We start from the raw sequence: 15,705 nt of genomic DNA on the forward strand, positions 1-15,705 counted from the left end.
CTCAGACGCCTGTCGTTGTCCCACCTTTTCGCCCGTCGAGGTTGTCCATGTCGTCCGCCGTCCAGAAAGTGCTCGATCTGATCCAGGAACATGAAGTCGAATTCGTCGACCTCCGTTTCGCCGACATGCTCGGCAAGCACCATCACGTCACGTTCCCGGCCCACGCCATCGACGAGGGCACGTTCGAGGACGGCAAGATGTTCGACGGTTCGTCGATCGCCGGCTGGAAGGGCATCAACGAATCGGACATGGTGCTGATGCCCGATCCGGATACCGCCTACATCGATCCGTTCAGCGCGCACACGCAGATGGTTCTGCACTGCGACGTGCTGGAGCCGTCGACCATGCAGGCCTACGGCCGTGACCCGCGCTCCATCGCCAAGCGCGGCGAGGCGTTCCTGAAGTCCACCGGCATCGCCGACACGGCCTTCTTTGGTCCGGAGCCGGAATTCTTCATTTTCGACTCGGTCCGCTGGCAGAACGACATGGGCCGCGTGTTCTACGAAATCGGCTCCGAAGAAGCCGCGTGGAGCTCGCGCTACAAGTACGACGACAACAACACCGGCCACCGTCCGGGCGTGAAGGGCGGCTACTTCCCGGTCAGCCCGGTCGACTCGCTGGGCGACCTGCGCGCCGACATGTGCAAGGTGCTGGAATCGCTGGGCCAGGTGGTGGAAGTGCATCACCACGAAGTGGCCAATGCCGGCCAGTGCGAGATCGGCGTGAAGTTCAACACGCTGGTGCAGAAGGCCGACGAACTGATGACCATGAAGTACGTCATCAAGAACGTCGCCCACCAGAACGGCAAGACCGTCACCTTCATGCCCAAGCCCATCGTCGGCGACAACGGCAGCGGCATGCACGTGCACCAGTCGCTCTCGAAGGACGGCAACAACCTGTTCGCCGGTGACCTGTACGGTGGCCTGTCGCAGACTGCGCTGTGGTACATCGGCGGCATCTTCAAGCACGCCCGCGCCATCAACGCGTTCGCCAACTCCACCACCAACAGCTACAAGCGCCTGGTGCCGGGTTTCGAAGCGCCGGTGATGCTGGCCTACTCGGCCCGCAACCGTTCGGCCAGCTGCCGCATTCCGTACGTGTCGAGCCCGAAGGGTCGTCGCATCGAAGTGCGCTTCCCCGATCCGATGAACTCCGGCTACCTGGTGTTCACCGCGCTGATGATGGCCGGCCTGGATGGCATCATCAACAAGATCGACCCGGGTGCACCGGCCGACAAGGACCTGTACGACCTGCCGCCGGAAGAAGAGAAGAACATCCCGCAGGTGTGCGCGAGCCTGGACGAAGCGCTCAATGCGCTCGACAAGGACCGCGACTTCCTCAAGGCCGGCGGCGTGTTCACCGACGACTTCATCGACGCGTACATCGCGCTGAAGATGCAGGAAGTCACCCGCTACCGCGCCAGCACGCATCCGCTGGAGTTCCAGATGTACTACGCGCTCTGATCGCGTCGTCCATCCGGTGAAAAAAGACGGGCGCTTCGGCGCCCGTTTTTTTTGACGCCGTTATGTAGTCCCTTTTCTTGACGTGCTCTTCGCCCACTGTGGACGCCACGGCGACATTCGTCACTCTCGCTGGCGTCTGCTTCGTTGATCTACGCATGGGTCATTAGGTAGTTATGCGGTTGTTGTGATCGAGCCCTGTGTCGATGATGGCGCTTCGTGTCCAAACGACATCCGACCCGCGTTGGCTAGCGCATCGCGGTTCGACACGGGAGCAGGGCTATGGAAGAGCTTCTCGCGAAGGCAGCCGCCACGTCGTCGCCGATCCCGCGAAATACACCGGCGCATCAAAGGCACCCACTGGCGTGCGCGATAGCACGATGCATGAGGGAACGGCAGGCATGGGCGATGGCCGGGGGAGGCCTGGCCGTGGTGGCCATGCTCGTGCCAGGTCTGGGTCAGGCGCAGACGCTCGTGGGTCCTGGAACGCAAACCACCGCGGTGACCGCTGGCGCCGCCAATCCGTCGGTATTGGTGGTGGGCGGCACCACGATCAACACCGGTTCCACCATAGCTGCAAGCGTCAACGCGCAGGCAACATTGGTGTTCGATGCAAGCCAAGGACCGAGTCCGGGACCTATCGTCATCAACAACAGTAACGTGGCGATTCAGGACACGAACGGGAGTGTCTCCGTTCCGACCGCTGGTCTCACGATAAACACCAATCGGGTCGGGTTTCTTTCCTACAGCACCAACCTCAATGCGTTGGCTCCCATCACCATCGATGGTGGGGCCACGGTCAACATGACGGGTGTGGGCGCCGCCCTTGGCGCCTACGGACAGGCCAGCAGCATTTCCGGGACGAACATGGTCCTGGCGATCAGCGGAGGCGGTGCGCGTGGTGCCGTGGCGCAGGCAGGTGGAAAGATCGACCTGTATGGAAGCTCATCGAGCATCACGACGAGCGGCACCACGACGAAGCAGCTGGCTCTGGGCGCGCAGGATGCCGGTACGGTTGTCACGGTGCACGACCCGATGTCGATCACGGTGAACTCGCCAAATTCGATTGGCGTGTACATGTACAACGGCGGCATTGTCTCGCTTCCGGCAAATCAGACCTTGTCCTTCAATGTGGCATCGGGTGGCGGCAGCGAAGGGGTGGTGATCGATAACACCCAAGTGCCGGCCACTGCCATCGGCAGCGGGCTGACCCTGCTTTTCAACTACACCGGACCTCAGCCGGCTTCGCGCAATTCGTCGACGGGCGTGCTGGTGGCCAATGGCGGCAACGTGACATTGAGCAACCTGACCGTGGATGGCAACGACGCCGCCGTGGGTGTGTGGGTCAGGCAAGGCTCCAGTGCGACGCTCAGCGGTGGCACGATCAATATCAACGCCGCGAGCAACGGTAGCCCGGACATGATCAGTGGCGGGCAATTGCTCAATCCCAGCCTCAACTGGCAAGGGCCGAGCTATACGGGCTCGGGCGCGGCGCCAGGATCTGCGCTCAAGTCGGACGGTGGCACCATCACGGCTACGGGCACCCATGTTGCGGTCAACAGCACGGCCTATTCGACCGGTGGATATGCATGGTCGAGCACCAAGGCTGCCGATGGTTCCTATGCCAATGCCGTACTGAACCTCAACCAGGTCACGATCACGTCCACGGGAAAGCAGACCTACGGTTTGCTGGCACAGGACGGTGGACAAATCACCGCGGCGGGATCACAGATCAGCAACGCCGGCGGCATCGCCGCGCTGGCGCTGGCCGATTACGGCACGAGGACGCCGGCATCGCTGACACTCACTGGCAGCACCGTGCAGGCAACCGGCATCAACAGCGCCTATAGCCAACCCTTCGGCACCATCGGCCTGGATGCATCGAACAAGGCCGCGACCGGGACGAACGTGGTGACGCTGACGGGAACCACGTTGTCCAGCGAATCGGGCACGGCCATCGAAGGTACGGGGCCATTGCAGATCACGGTGCAGCAAGGTTCGAGCGTCTCCGGTGGCGATGGGCTGCTTTACGCCTATAAGAACAGTTCGGGGCAGGCGACGCTGGTGCAGCTCGATGCTTCAGGCAACAGCACGTTGGCCGGCCTCGCACAGGCGGACAGCGCCAGCACCGCCAACATCACGTTGTCGGATCATTCGAGCTGGACGGGTGAGTCCTACTACGTCACCAATGTCGACGTCGACGAGACGAGCAGCTGGATCATTCCGGCCGGGTCCGTCGTGTCACAGCAGCTGCTCAACAACGGGCTCGTGCAATTCACGGCGCCGCAGGATGGCGTCTACAAGAGTCTCTATGTGCATGACTATGCCGGTACCGGCACCCTGGGCATCAACACGTATCTTGAGGACGACAGTTCGCCGACTGACCGCCTGCTGATCAACGGTGGTGTCGCCAGCAGCCAGGGCAAGATCGCCGTGACCAACACGGGCGGTCCGGGTGCCTTGACCAGCGGCAATGGCATCCCGGTGGTCGAAGTGCTCAATGGTGGAACGACCCTGGCTTCGGCCTTCGTACTGGCGGCACCGGTGCTGGCGGGTCCGTACGAGTACACGCTGCAACGCGGCGGTGCAGCGGCAGGCACCGAGAATGACTGGTTCCTGCGTTCGACCATCAGCTGCGAAGGCAGCAGCCACCCGGCCTGTCCTTCACCGCCGTCGCCGCCGGCACCACCGGCACCACCGGCACCACCGGCACCACCGGCGCCAGCTCCTCCCTCGCCGCCTGACCCACCGGCGCCGCCGTCGCCGCCTGCACCGTCACCACCTTCGCCTCCGCCGGCACCGGAGCCGGCACCACCTGCACCACCGTCGCCACCGCCGGTGCCGGCGCCGGAAGAATCGGAACAGGGTTCACCGGTGGACGTGGTTCCGAACTATCGCCCGGAAGTGGCCCTCTACACGGCGTTGCCCGGCATGGCCATGCGCTATGGCTGGGCCATGCTGGACAACCTGCATGAGCGCGTCGGCGAAGAGGAACAACTGCGTGGTCGTGGCGACCTGCGCGAAGACAACTACCTCAACGCGCTGTGGGTGCGCGTGATCGGCGAAGATGGCAACGTGCGCGGGGCGTCGCAGAGCATCTACAACGGCAGCCCGCAGTACGACTACAACATTCAGGCCTTCCAGGCCGGCATGGATGTGTTCGCGGAAGAACATGACAACCAGCAGCGTGATCACGCGGGCCTCTACCTTGGCACCGGCCGCATTCGCAGCGACGTCACCAACTACGACGGCACCGATGCCGGCGACGATATCGTGAAGGGACAATCACTGGGCCTGTACTGGACGCATTTCTGGAGTGAAGGCCAGTATCTCGATGCGGTGTGGCAGGGCACCTGGTCCAAGTACAGCGCCAAGTCGGACGAAGGGCTGGCCCTGCGTCACAGTGGCTTTGGCTGGGCCGGCTCGCTGGAAGGCGGCTATCCCTTCCACGATGACTCGCAGGTGTGGGAACCGCAGGCGCAGGTGATCTACCAGCGCGTGAACAACGGCGATGCGAGCGATGCCGCGGCAACGGTGCGCTTCAGCAACATCACCTCGCTGGTGGGGCGCGCTGGCCTGCGCTGGGCCAACACCTGGACACAGGAACCCACGGCCGAAGGCATCCCACGGCTGCTCACTGGTTGGTTGCGCTTCAACGTGTGGAAGGAGTTCAAGGGACAGCCCACCACCTCGTTCTCGTCCGAAGATGGTTTTGTTCCCTTTGATGGCAGCATCAAGGGCTCATGGTGGCAACTCAATGGCGGCATGACCTGGCAGCTGGACAAGAACACCTCGTTCTACGCCAACCTGGGCTACCAGAAGGGATTCAGCAGCCGTGGTTTCCATGCGTGGGATGGCAAGGTGGGCTTCCGCTGGAATTGGTAAGCCGAACGCCAGGCTTCAACGCCGGGACTTTGCGCCCGGCAGGTGGCTAGAATCCCCCGGGGCCAAGGGGAGATGCACCCATGCGTGTGTTCAAGGGATTGCTGTGGGCCACCGGCGCGGTGCTGGTTGCCTTGATGGCGGCGTTCGCCTGGGGAAGGCTGCGCCCGCCCACGCCGGCACAGGAGAGGGCACTGGCCCTGCTGAACCAGGACCTGAAACCCGCCACCGGCCGCAACGCGAATGCGTGGCTGTGGTTCATGGGCTTCGACATACCGGCCGATCAGGTGGATGCCGCCTACGCGAAGCAACGCCAACGCATGGTGGCGTGGGTCCAGAGCTTCAGGCCTGGTGATGCGACGGTGACGCCGCCGGCGACTCAGGCGGATTTCCCGAAGCTGCCGTCGATGTCGTCGGCGGAGCGCCAGGCGTTGTGCAAACCGCGCGACGCGGATTGCCTGGCCAAGGTGCGAACACATCGCGACGAGATCGTTGCGCTGCTCGCCCGCCACGAAAAGCTGCTCGCCCGCGACAAGGCGCTGGGCGGTTTTGATTATCTCTGGAGCGACATGCCGGAAGGGCCGCTCACGCCCATGCCGCCCTTTGCGATCGGCATGGGCTTGTGGCAGACCTCGATCGCAGCGGACTTCGCGGACGGCAGGCAGGCACAGGCGATGGACGCCGCCTGTTTGCAGGTAGCGTCCATGCGTCGGCTGCACGCGCATGCCAACTCGCTCGTAGGCACCATGATCTTTGCCGTCAGGCTGCGTGGTGGCGTTCGCCTGTTCGCGGAGCTGCTCAAGGACTTCCCCGCCAGCCAGTCGCTGCCGTCATCCTGCGCGGAGGCTTTCGCGCCCGTAATGGCGGAAGACGTCGACCTGTGTCCCAGCATGCAAGCCGAGTTCGCCATGGTGGCGTCACCCCAGTTGTTCGGCCGTCCCGAGCATTGGTACGAAAACCTGAGCTGGTCCAGCGTGCACAGCCAGCGCCTGCTGGCGCCGGGCTATAGCGCCATGTGCGAACCGCGGCTTACCCAGCGACTGCTGGCGGACGAGCACGTCGAGCTGGCGAAACAGCCGCCGCGTGTGGATCTGTTCGATTTCGTCTCCAACAGCGCCGGAACCATCCTTTCGCGCATTTCCGGGCCGGCGTTCGACGTCTACCTCGCACGCCAGCAGGACACCGCGGCAAGCCTGCGGATGGGCGCGCTGCTGATCTGGATGCGCGATACGCCTGGTGACGGTACGTCGCCTGCCCAACGCTACGCGCAGCGGCCCGCGTGGATACATTTCGCCGAGAGTCGACGCGTCGGGTTCTCGGCAGATGGCCGCAGCCTGACGATGGACGTGCTGGATGTTGCTGACCAGCGTAATTATCCGTGGCCGACCATGTGGGCCTTGCCACCCGAACATTAAAGCGCAGCGTGAGACGTCATCAGTGGGAGGGTGACGCCGCGCGCCCGTCGCCAAAATCCACTACGGACAGCGGCGCGGGAAATCCTTCACCGGTCATGGGCGTCGCTTGTGGCGTCCACGGCCGGCCGTCGGCGAAATCCTCGATCGTCGCGTAGCTGCCCATCACATGGAGTGATGCCAGCGCATAGGGAAGACCTTCCGCAGCGAGTGGCGCATTCGCGTTGCTCACGTGGAAGTGCAGATGCGGGCCGGTGGATTCACCGGTGAATCCCAGTTGGCCGATCAAGGCACCTTGCTGCACATGCTGGCCCGGCTTCACGCGGATGCTGCCGGGCTTGAGGTGTTCGTAGAACGCGAAGCGTCCATCGCCCAGGTCGAGCGATACATAGTTGCCGGCGGCTTCTTCCAGCGGCACCTTGCGAGCGGCACCTTCCCGGAGCGATGCCGGCTCGGCGATGCCTCCGCCCACGGATGCCACGGTGGCATCAGCCACAGCCAGCACATCGGCGCCGTAGCCGTACCATTGCGACGGGCGTTCGCCCTTGTCGCTGGCAAAGCCACCGTGCGGGCCGACGCGAATCCAGTCGATGGCGAAGCGGCCGGGCACTTTCACCTGTCCATCGGTGGCGTACAGCACGCGACGATGGCCGCGCTCCCAGTGCGCGTCATAGATCGCCGCCCATGGGCCGCCGCGCAGGGGCGGCCCCAGCGTTTTGCCGGAGGTGGGGCGTGCAGTGAAACCATGGTCTTCGACACTGAATTCGTGGGCGGCAGCATCCGCGTAGACGACACGATGCCTGATGTGCGCGCTGCCGTTGCTTGCGAGAGGCACGGAAAGATAGGCCACCGCCGTCATGCCCGGTGCCACATGCACGCGGTCATCGCCCTTGGCGCGGTCAGCGCGACCGATGGCTTCGGTGAGTGCGGGGCCGGAAAGATCGAGCAGCACGTGCTGGTCCTGATCGAGCACGTCGATGCGGCGCAGCGTCAGCGGCTCCTGTGCATAACTGGTGAGATGCAGCTCGTACACCAGCGATGCCTTGCCGGCGACCACCACCGGTTCCGGCGTCCACGGCACGCGCAGGTCAAACGACTGATGCAGGGGCGCGCGTTGCGCGATGGCGGCGTGGGCCATCAGCAGGGTGAGCAACAGCGCAGGCAGTCGGCGCCAGCATCGCATGGGTGACATCCATGGTGGAGTGCGGCGCGAGCTTCGATCCGTGGGCGGCAGCCCGCCAATGCCAGAGGTCATTGCGCGGCGGGAGCCGGGAACAACAGCGTGCGACGTCACCCTGAGGGGAAGGTGACGCCGCACGCTTTGCTGCGCTTAGTGCAGCTCCACCACCACCAGGCCCTGGGCCGGGATATCGATGCTCAGGCGACCGTTCTGCACAGCGACCTGTTCCGGCGCGGATGCCTTGCCCGCGTCACGCAGCTGCTTGATCTGTTCGCGGCTCGGCGTGGCGGGACGACCCATCGTGTCGAACGCGGCCACGGCGTTGCCGTGCTCCTGGTCCAGGCGCCACACGGTGGCCTGCGTGGCGTGGCCCAGGTGCTTCAGATCCACATCGAAGTGCTTGGTCGCACCGGTGGGCACGCCCGGCGTGTACTCGGCCGTGTCACCCAGCGGCTTGGTGTAGTTCCACAGCGCCAGCACCACGGTGCCGTCGCTGCGACGCGTGGCCAGTGCACTGTCGGTCTTCAGCGGCAGCTGCACGTCACCCAGCTTGTGCAGCATAGCGAAGGCGTTGAAGGCCGGCTTCTGGATGCGGTCGGCGGCGATCAGGCCAAAGCCGCCGTAGAACGGCGTCTTCACCACGCCCTGCTCGTCGAACACGTCCGAGAACGACCAGTAGCTCATCATGTCCACCTTGCCCGCGCACTCGCGGATGGTGTTGGCCATCCACGGGCCCATGTAGACGGAGTCGGTGACGTTGGGCAGGTTGGCGTACGAGGCGTTGTATTCGCTGTAGATCAGCGGCAGCTTCGGGAACGGCGAGGCGGCCACTTCCTTGTGCGACTTGTCCACCGCGCGGCACACCATGTCGCGACGCGGGATGTTCTCCGTGGTCTTGAACACGTTGTCGGCGGTGTCGTCGCCGTACACATGCGTGCTGACGAAGTCGATCGGCGCACCGGTCTGCTTCACGTGCTTGAGGAATTCCGGCAGCCATGCAGCCTGCGCGGTGCCGGGGCCGCCAACGCGGAACTGCTTGTCCACCGACTTCACCACGCGCGCGGTGCGGTCATACAGGTCGTAATAGGTTTCCTTCTCGGGCTTGCCGCCCCAGAAGGCGAGGTTGGGCTCGTTCCACACTTCGAAGTACCAGCTGCGCACTTCGTCGATGCCGTAGCGCTCGATCTCGTGCTTGAGGAACGCAGTCACCATGGCGTCCCATTCGTTCCAGTCCTTTGCCGGCATCACGTTGGGGTGGTACCAGAAGTCGTGGTGGCTGGCCGGGTCGGTGCTCATTTCCGGCGGCATGAAGCCCAGTTCCACGAACGGCTTGACGCCGCGCGCCAGCAGGCCGTCGTACACCTGGTCCACATAGCTGAAGTTGAACTGCAGCTTGCCCTGGGTATCGCGGTAAGCCACGCCCATGTCGCGGTCGAAGATGCCGTGGAAGCGGATGTAGGTGAAGCCGGTGGCGGCCTTCACGTCTTCCAGGTCCTTGCGGTAGTCGTCGCGCAGCGCGAGCACGGCGCGGCCGGAGCCGAACATGTTTTCCCAGAAGTGCGGCAGCGGCGTGCCCTTGGCTGTCGCATCCACCTGCAGCTGCACCGTGTCACCGCCGGCGGGCGCGGCATGTACCGAGCCGAGCAGGGCAAGACAGGCCGCGGCGCAGGTGCGCAGGGCCAGGCGGCGGAGCGGTGACGGGGTGGGCATGGCGATTCCTTCGATAAGCGGGTGGGTTGGCCGTACGTGAGGCGGCAGCTACGATGTAAACGTTTACGTGTAACCGCGTGGAGTCTCTTACATCGGGGCCCGCAGGATCAATAAGGGAACGCCATGAGAACTGCCGCCGCTGCGACGCAGCATGTGAAAGACCGCGTGCAAGGCCGCATCCGTACATCGTTTTTGATATCGCGGATGGCTGTTTTTTGTTGCGCAGCACTGGGCGCCACCGGCGGGGCTCATGGCGGGGAGGCGCCTGCCCATACCTGGGCCAACCCGGTCGACGTCGATTACCGCTACAACTTCGAGCAGATGAACGAGGGCACGTCGTATCGGACCGGTGCCGATCCTGCCGTGGTCCGCTACGGCGATGCCTACTACCTGTTCATGACGCTGGCCGATGGCTATTGGCGCTCCACCGACTTGCTGCACTGGGCGTTCATCAAGCCCGACCGGTGGCCGTTCGACAGCGAAGTGGCGCCGGCCACGCTGGTGGCGGACGGCAAGCTGTTCCTCATGCAGTCGGCGACCGAGCCGCGCCCGTTGCTGGTTTCCACCGACCCCGCGCGCGGGCACTGGTCGTTCTGGACGCGCCTGCTGCCGCCCGTGCCCGGCGCGGTATCCAGCGCCACCGAGTGGGCCATCAAGCCGGGCCAGTTGCCGCCAGGCCCGTGGGACCCGGGGCTGTTCCAGGACGACGACGGCAAGGTTTACCTCTACTGGGGCTCGTCCAACGTGTATCCGTTGTATGGCGCGCAGCTGGACATGAAGTTCGGTGATGCGGCGGAAGGCGAGGGCAAGCGCCTCGCCTTCGCCAGCCAGCCGCAGCCCTTGCTCGCGCTCACGCCGGCCGAGCATGGCTGGCAACGTTTCGGTCAGGACCACACCGATAACCGCACTACGCCGTTCCTCGAAGGCGCGTGGATGAATCGCCACGCCAACCGCTACTACCTGCAGTACGCCGCCCCCGGCACCGAGTACAACGCGTACGGCACAGGCGTGGCCATCGGCGACTCGCCGTTGGGCCCCTTCCACGATGCGCCCTACAACCCCATCGGCGAAAAGCCTGGCGGCTTCGTCACCGGCGTCGGCCATGGCTCCACCTTCGAGGATGCCTACGGCAATGTGTGGAACACCGGCACGTCATGGATCGGTGCCAACTGGACCTTCGAACGGCGCATCGGCCTCTATCCGGCCGGCTTCCATGCGGATGGCCAGATGTGGGTCGACACGCGCTTTGGCGACTTTCCCCATCGCATGCCCGATCACGCGCTGAAGGATGGCGAAGACACCTTCACCGGCTGGATGCTGTTGTCCTATCGCAAGAAGGCCACCGCGTCGTCGTCCTTGCCGGCGCATCCGGCTTCCGCGGTCACGGACGAAAACCCGCGCTCGTTCTGGGTTGCCGCCAGCAACGCGCCCGGGCAGACCTTGACGCTGGACCTGGGCGGCGAGCGTACCGTGCGCGCCGTGCAGGTGAACTTTGCCGACTACCAGTCCGGCCGCTACGGCGACGCACCGGACATCGTCACCCAGTTCACCCTGGAAGGGTCGCGCGATGGCGCCCAATGGGCCCAGCTCGCCGATCTCTCGCACGAAACGCGCGATAGGCCCAATGCCTATATCGAACTGGAGCAGCCGGCACGCCTGCGATACGTGCGCTACGTCCATGGCCACGTCGGCGCGCATACGTTGGCCATCGCCGACCTGCGCGTGTTCGGCAACGCCGATGGCCCTCGCCCCGCACCGCCCACGCTGGTCTCGGCCACGCGCCTTGGCGACACGCGCGATGCCGAGATCGCCTGGACGCCCGTGCCTGGCGCAGTCGGCTACAACGTGCGCTGGGGACTGGCCGCGGACCGGCTGCATGCCACCTACCAGCGCTTCGCCGACCAGCCGACGCACCTGGTGCTGCACTCGTTGAACAAGGGCGTGAACTATGTCGTCGCGGTGGAGGCGTTTGACGAGCATGGCGTATCCACCTTGTCGGCCGTCAGGCCGTTACCGGCGAACGCCAAAGCGCAGCCCTGACAGCTGCCGCACCCGGCGCAGACGGCAGGCGAAGCGACCTGCGCGCAGCGCCCCTCCCTGTTCTTAGCGGCAAAGTCGGTGCCGATATTGGACCCATAGTTTGTGCGCCAAGGTATCCATATGCACAAAATTCGCCCTAACAATCCGAGCCATAGTCTGACTATTGTCGTTTATTCAACCGCTTATGCCCGCCCCGCTCGGGGCGGATAGGGCCAAATTGGAAGCAAAGTCTGTGCTCCGAAGGATGGCGGTTGACCCTTTGCTACCTGTCGCGCCGCGAGCGAGGAAATAGCTACTCTCTGTCGGCGGCATCTCGTCCCGGGTCACGCGCCGAAGCCTTTGAGTGAGCCTTGGTCTGTCTGGATGTTCAGGAGGGCGAGCGCAAGTCCTGAGACTGCCCTATGGCAACGTGAAGTGGGCTAATCCATCGTGGCTCATACAGGAAGACGGTCAGGGGGAAGGACATGTCTATTTTTGAGGAAACGGTCTCCATCGTTCGGGAGGCCGAGCATCTGGTCATCGGTCCGCGCGTCAAATCGCGCTGGAAGCCGGTGGAATCCACGCTCGACGCCGTCGTGCATGTGCCGTGGTTTCTCATGGTGGGTTTCCAGGAGCGCCTGGCTACCTTTGGGTTCGGATTGTTCCTGGTGCCCATTTGGTGGGGCATCCTTGCCGTCATCATGTGGCTCACCGGCGGAGGTTCGGCGGGGAATCTCCACTCGTCGAATGGCTGGATTGTCGCCGGGCTGATGGCTACGGGCTCGGTGATTTTCCGTCTTCCCAGCCGATCGACTCGACTGGGCATTCGACCGCCACAAGTGGCCAGACTTGCGGCGCACATCAAGTCCGTCGCTCCAGACGAAGCCACTATCAAGTTGCTCCAATCAGGTGTGGCGACGCTCGATTCCGCGGCCAGTGCACGGATTACCCGCATCAACTGGCTCCTGGGCATTTGTTGGGCTGGCCTCGTTTGGGCCGCGTCGCACTGGGTGTTCACGACCGAAGTATCCGATGCGCTGCGACAAGAGGCTATGACGCGGGTGCTCGGTGGGTTCCTGGTTTTCTTGTTCTTCGGTATTGGCGTCATGTCCTACGAAGCCACGGTTCGCATCGTGAAGCAGACCATCGACTTTGCGTTTCTACAGGCGAGCGACACGCGAACCCCATCTGAGGGGTGATGGTAGGCATAGGGTTCAGTAAAGGCCGGACGTGTTTTAAGAGGGGCGGTTATATCTGCCCCACGGGGGCTGGATATGGATTTCACAGTACGCAACCACTACGTGCCTCAGTGGTACCAGAAGCGTTTCCTCAATCCCGCGGCGCGCGAGGCTAAGTATTACTATCTGGACATCAAGCCCCAGGAGATTCGTAGGCCTGGCAAGCCGCCCATCACGCGTAAAGCATTGCGTCTGCTTGGTCCAGTCAACTGCTTCAAGGAAGACCATCTCTACACGTTGTTCTTTGGCGAGCACGCGACCGACGTCATTGAGCGACATTTTTTTGGACGCATCGATGCCAGCGGTGAAGCGGCAGCGTCCTTCTTCGAAAACTACGATATGCGCGAGGGTGTGCATGAAGCCTTCGGCGACATGCGCAACTACCTGTCTGCCCAACTGTTCCGCACCCCGCGTGGCCTCCGCGTACTTCAAGGGCTCGTCAACGCGAAAAGCCATCAAGCCACATTGGAGGTGCTCGGTCGTCTCTGGCCGCTGTATCAAACCATCTGGAGCGAAAGCGTTTGGGAGGTGCTTTCCTGTCCGGACTCGCCGACGAAGTTCATCGTCAGCGATTGCCCAGTTTCGACCTATAACAAAGAGGTGTACCCGGGCTCCGAGGAGGTTCGCCGCTATGGCCATGCGTTAATTGAACGCATCGGTACGCAGACCTTATTTCCAATTGGGCCCAATCACTGCCTGGTGATTACCAACACACAGTACGCCCGGAATCCCGGCGCACCCCCAAAGAGGTTTCGGGAAAACCCCAGGTACATGGCCAACGCTATGTTCGACCTGCGCAAGGTTCAACGCGGGCGGACTATCAACGAAGAGCAGGTCATTTGCATTAACCACGTACTCAAGACGCAGGCCCGCCGATACATCGCAGCGGCCCAGGAGGAATGGCTCTACCCGGAGCAGCGGGTCGGTAAGACCGTCTGGCCAAAATTGGGTGGACCCCATTTTCTGATGCCGGATCCGCGAAAGGTCTCGTTTACCACGGGCTTTGTGGTTGGGTTCGAGGACGGTGGCCACTGGGGCGCCAACGAGTACGGCCATCGCAACATCGACGACCCTCGCGCTCGGGCCCTGCGAGCAGTCGAATGGGATGCCCACCAGCGGGCGAAGCGGGTCTGGAATGATTGGGACAAGCGAGAGGGAAGGGAGCCTCCTCAGGACCTCCGGGAATACTTCTAGGCGTGCGTCGTGCGGGACGCCGCTTGCAGTGCCCAATATGGACGATGCAAAGGCGGTAGCGGATAGGTAGTGTATGGCGGACGACGCCGTTGGCTCCGGAGTGGGCCGCCGCATTCCACTAGGAGTGGGTTATGGACCGTACGACTGCGCTTTCGTTGCTGGCGGCCATTCTAAAAGACATCACGCTTTCTGACGGAAAGGCCGCGACCGATGCATTCCCCGGCCTGCGCGAGGTTGACGCTAAGGTTAGGGAAGTCCGGCATGTTATTGAAGGCGTGGAAGGACTGCCGCCGAACATGCTCGCTCAGTTCGACAACGATGCTAATTTTGAAACGATGAGCAGGCGCGTTCGGCTTGAAGCGCTGGCAACTCACATCAAGAGTGCCCAGCGCTTTTTGAATGCAGCGCCCGCTGCCCCAGTGAAGAGGCAAATAGTCGCACCACCAGACCTGACCAAACTGACGACAACGGTTCCGTTGCTCAAGGAGTCAGTGGAGCGTCGCTGGCGTGAAGCGCAGAAATGCGTGCATATCGGCTGCTACACATCAGGCATCATCATGATGGGTAGCGTGCTCGAAGCGCTGCTTCTTGCGCGCGCGATGTTGCATCCGTCTTTGGCCTATCAGTCGGCGAAAGCCCCTAAGGACAAGGCGGGAAAATCTCCCGCCATCCAGGACTGGACGCTCAATGCACTCGTTGATGTGGCAGTGGATGTGGGCTGGCTCAAGAGCGACCGCGGCAAGTTCAGTCATGCTCTGCGTGAGTCCAGGAACGTTGTGCATCCTTGGGTTGAGGTATCGATGAAAGCGAACTTCGATGAGGCGACGTGTCGCACGTCGTGGGAAGTCCTGCGCGCGTCAGTCGATGACCTCATTGGCTCGGTGTAGGCGAAGAGTGGAAAGGTACTGTCTAGCCCAAGGTCAACATCATCGTTGGTGCAATTGGCATCCCGCTCATCGAATTGGGAATGTGCGCGGGGCGAACACAAGCGACATGCGAAGGTCGCGAAGCGTCAGGCCGTCAATGGAGGCACAAACGCTGGACTGTGGGACCTAGCCGATACGGCGCACCTAGCCAACGCTCGTCTACCGCGGCCTTCTCTTGAAAGAGCAATATTAAATTAATATTTTTGCGTTTTCGCAGTATTAAAGCCGGTGAAGAGGGCCATACAGGGCTCACCTTTTGGTATGAGCGCCGAAGCCATCGATCCTCAGACGGTCAAAGCCAGGCCTAGGCGAGGTTGTAATAAAACTCGGCGTAGTAGTCGCCGGCCCCCACAGGCATCCGGCCAAGCGTGGCTTGCACGGTCCGAGGCACCAAGTTCACCAGGCGGGAGACTTCCTCTGACATGTTGATTCCCACCTGAGCGCATTCAATAGCCGGATGAAAGTACTCATCGATCTTCCTGCGGAGTATCGCTTCCGCGCGATGAGTACTGCCCGCGACCGCGATACAGAAACGAAAACCCTCTCCCGTGGCGTGATAGACCATGTAAGCCACAAAGAGCCCGCGTTCGAGAAAAAGTTGATCGTGGTTTGCATCAGACATGACGACCACCTCGTCTGATAGTGAAACAGGAACATGTTCACTTGAACGGAAACCCTGTAGCA

At 62.8% G+C, this 15,705-nt stretch carries 10 protein-coding genes; 7 read left to right on the forward strand and 3 right to left on the reverse strand.

The window, feature by feature from the left end:
* The first annotated feature begins 47 nt into the window (after window positions 1-47).
* From glnA to H8F01_RS10295, 3 genes are all read left to right on the forward strand, one after another.
* Entirely contained in the window at window positions 48-1,463 is a 1,416-nt protein-coding gene (gene glnA, locus H8F01_RS10285) for a type I glutamate--ammonia ligase (RefSeq protein WP_187058926.1), read from the forward strand.
* A 381-nt stretch (window positions 1,464-1,844) separates the two neighbouring features.
* Window positions 1,845-5,345, forward strand: coding sequence for an autotransporter outer membrane beta-barrel domain-containing protein (locus H8F01_RS10290; RefSeq protein WP_187058927.1), 3,501 nt, complete (start codon window positions 1,845-1,847; stop codon window positions 5,343-5,345).
* Window positions 5,346-5,425: 80 nt separating this feature from the next.
* Window positions 5,426-6,757, forward strand: coding sequence for a hypothetical protein (locus H8F01_RS10295; protein ID WP_187058928.1), 1,332 nt, complete (start codon window positions 5,426-5,428; stop codon window positions 6,755-6,757).
* A gap of 19 nt (window positions 6,758-6,776) precedes the next feature.
* On the opposite strand, the gene H8F01_RS10300 is transcribed toward H8F01_RS10295, so the two are convergent.
* Window positions 6,777-7,937 carry a M23 family metallopeptidase gene (locus H8F01_RS10300; RefSeq protein ID WP_187058929.1) on the reverse strand — a complete coding sequence of 387 codons (1,161 nt, stop codon included), beginning with the start codon at window positions 7,935-7,937 and terminating at the stop codon, window positions 6,777-6,779.
* Window positions 7,938-8,084: 147 nt separating this feature from the next.
* Window positions 8,085-9,644: a GH39 family glycosyl hydrolase gene (locus H8F01_RS10305; protein WP_187058930.1), complete on the reverse strand. Its 1,560-nt coding sequence runs from the start codon at window positions 9,642-9,644 to the stop codon at window positions 8,085-8,087.
* Window positions 9,645-9,848: 204 nt separating this feature from the next.
* On the opposite strand from H8F01_RS10305, the gene H8F01_RS10310 reads away from it, so the two are divergent.
* The 4 genes from H8F01_RS10310 (at window position 9,849) to H8F01_RS10325 (ending at window position 14,982) form a co-directional block, all read left to right on the forward strand.
* Window positions 9,849-11,684 (forward strand): family 43 glycosylhydrolase, encoded by a 1,836-nt coding sequence (locus tag H8F01_RS10310; RefSeq protein ID WP_187058931.1) that lies wholly within the window; start codon window positions 9,849-9,851, stop codon window positions 11,682-11,684.
* Window positions 11,685-12,148: 464 nt separating this feature from the next.
* Window positions 12,149-12,862 (forward strand): hypothetical protein, encoded by a 714-nt coding sequence (locus tag H8F01_RS10315; RefSeq protein ID WP_187058932.1) that lies wholly within the window; start codon window positions 12,149-12,151, stop codon window positions 12,860-12,862.
* Window positions 12,863-12,937: 75 nt separating this feature from the next.
* The gene (locus tag H8F01_RS10320) at window positions 12,938-14,095 is read left to right on the forward strand and encodes a DUF4238 domain-containing protein (RefSeq protein WP_187058933.1); all 1,158 of its coding nucleotides are present in this window, start codon (window positions 12,938-12,940) and stop codon (window positions 14,093-14,095) included.
* A gap of 131 nt (window positions 14,096-14,226) precedes the next feature.
* Entirely contained in the window at window positions 14,227-14,982 is a 756-nt protein-coding gene (locus tag H8F01_RS10325) for a hypothetical protein (RefSeq protein WP_187058934.1), read from the forward strand.
* A 343-nt stretch (window positions 14,983-15,325) separates the two neighbouring features.
* Here H8F01_RS10325 and H8F01_RS10330 read toward each other — a convergent pair whose 3' ends face one another.
* A complete protein-coding gene (locus H8F01_RS10330) occupies window positions 15,326-15,643 on the reverse strand; it encodes a hypothetical protein (protein WP_187058935.1) in 318 nt (105 codons plus the stop codon).
* Between the last annotated feature and the right edge of the window lie 62 nt (window positions 15,644-15,705).

The organism is Dyella telluris, assembly GCF_014297575.1.
GTDB classification, from domain to species: Bacteria; Pseudomonadota; Gammaproteobacteria; order Xanthomonadales; family Rhodanobacteraceae; genus Dyella; species Dyella telluris.

Coding starts and splice junctions, on each gene's coding strand:
- glnA (WP_187058926.1), top strand. CDS start 48: ATGTCGTCCGCCGTCCAGAAAGTGCTCGATCTGATCCAGGAACATGAA.
- H8F01_RS10290 (WP_187058927.1), top strand. CDS start 1,845: ATGAGGGAACGGCAGGCATGGGCGATGGCCGGGGGAGGCCTGGCCGTG.
- H8F01_RS10295 (WP_187058928.1), top strand. CDS start 5,426: ATGCGTGTGTTCAAGGGATTGCTGTGGGCCACCGGCGCGGTGCTGGTT.
- H8F01_RS10300 (WP_187058929.1), bottom strand. CDS start 7,937: ATGCGATGCTGGCGCCGACTGCCTGCGCTGTTGCTCACCCTGCTGATG.
- H8F01_RS10305 (WP_187058930.1), bottom strand. CDS start 9,644: ATGCCCACCCCGTCACCGCTCCGCCGCCTGGCCCTGCGCACCTGCGCC.
- H8F01_RS10310 (WP_187058931.1), top strand. CDS start 9,849: ATGGCTGTTTTTTGTTGCGCAGCACTGGGCGCCACCGGCGGGGCTCAT.
- H8F01_RS10315 (WP_187058932.1), top strand. CDS start 12,149: ATGTCTATTTTTGAGGAAACGGTCTCCATCGTTCGGGAGGCCGAGCAT.
- H8F01_RS10320 (WP_187058933.1), top strand. CDS start 12,938: ATGGATTTCACAGTACGCAACCACTACGTGCCTCAGTGGTACCAGAAG.
- H8F01_RS10325 (WP_187058934.1), top strand. CDS start 14,227: ATGGACCGTACGACTGCGCTTTCGTTGCTGGCGGCCATTCTAAAAGAC.
- H8F01_RS10330 (WP_187058935.1), bottom strand. CDS start 15,643: ATGTCTGATGCAAACCACGATCAACTTTTTCTCGAACGCGGGCTCTTT.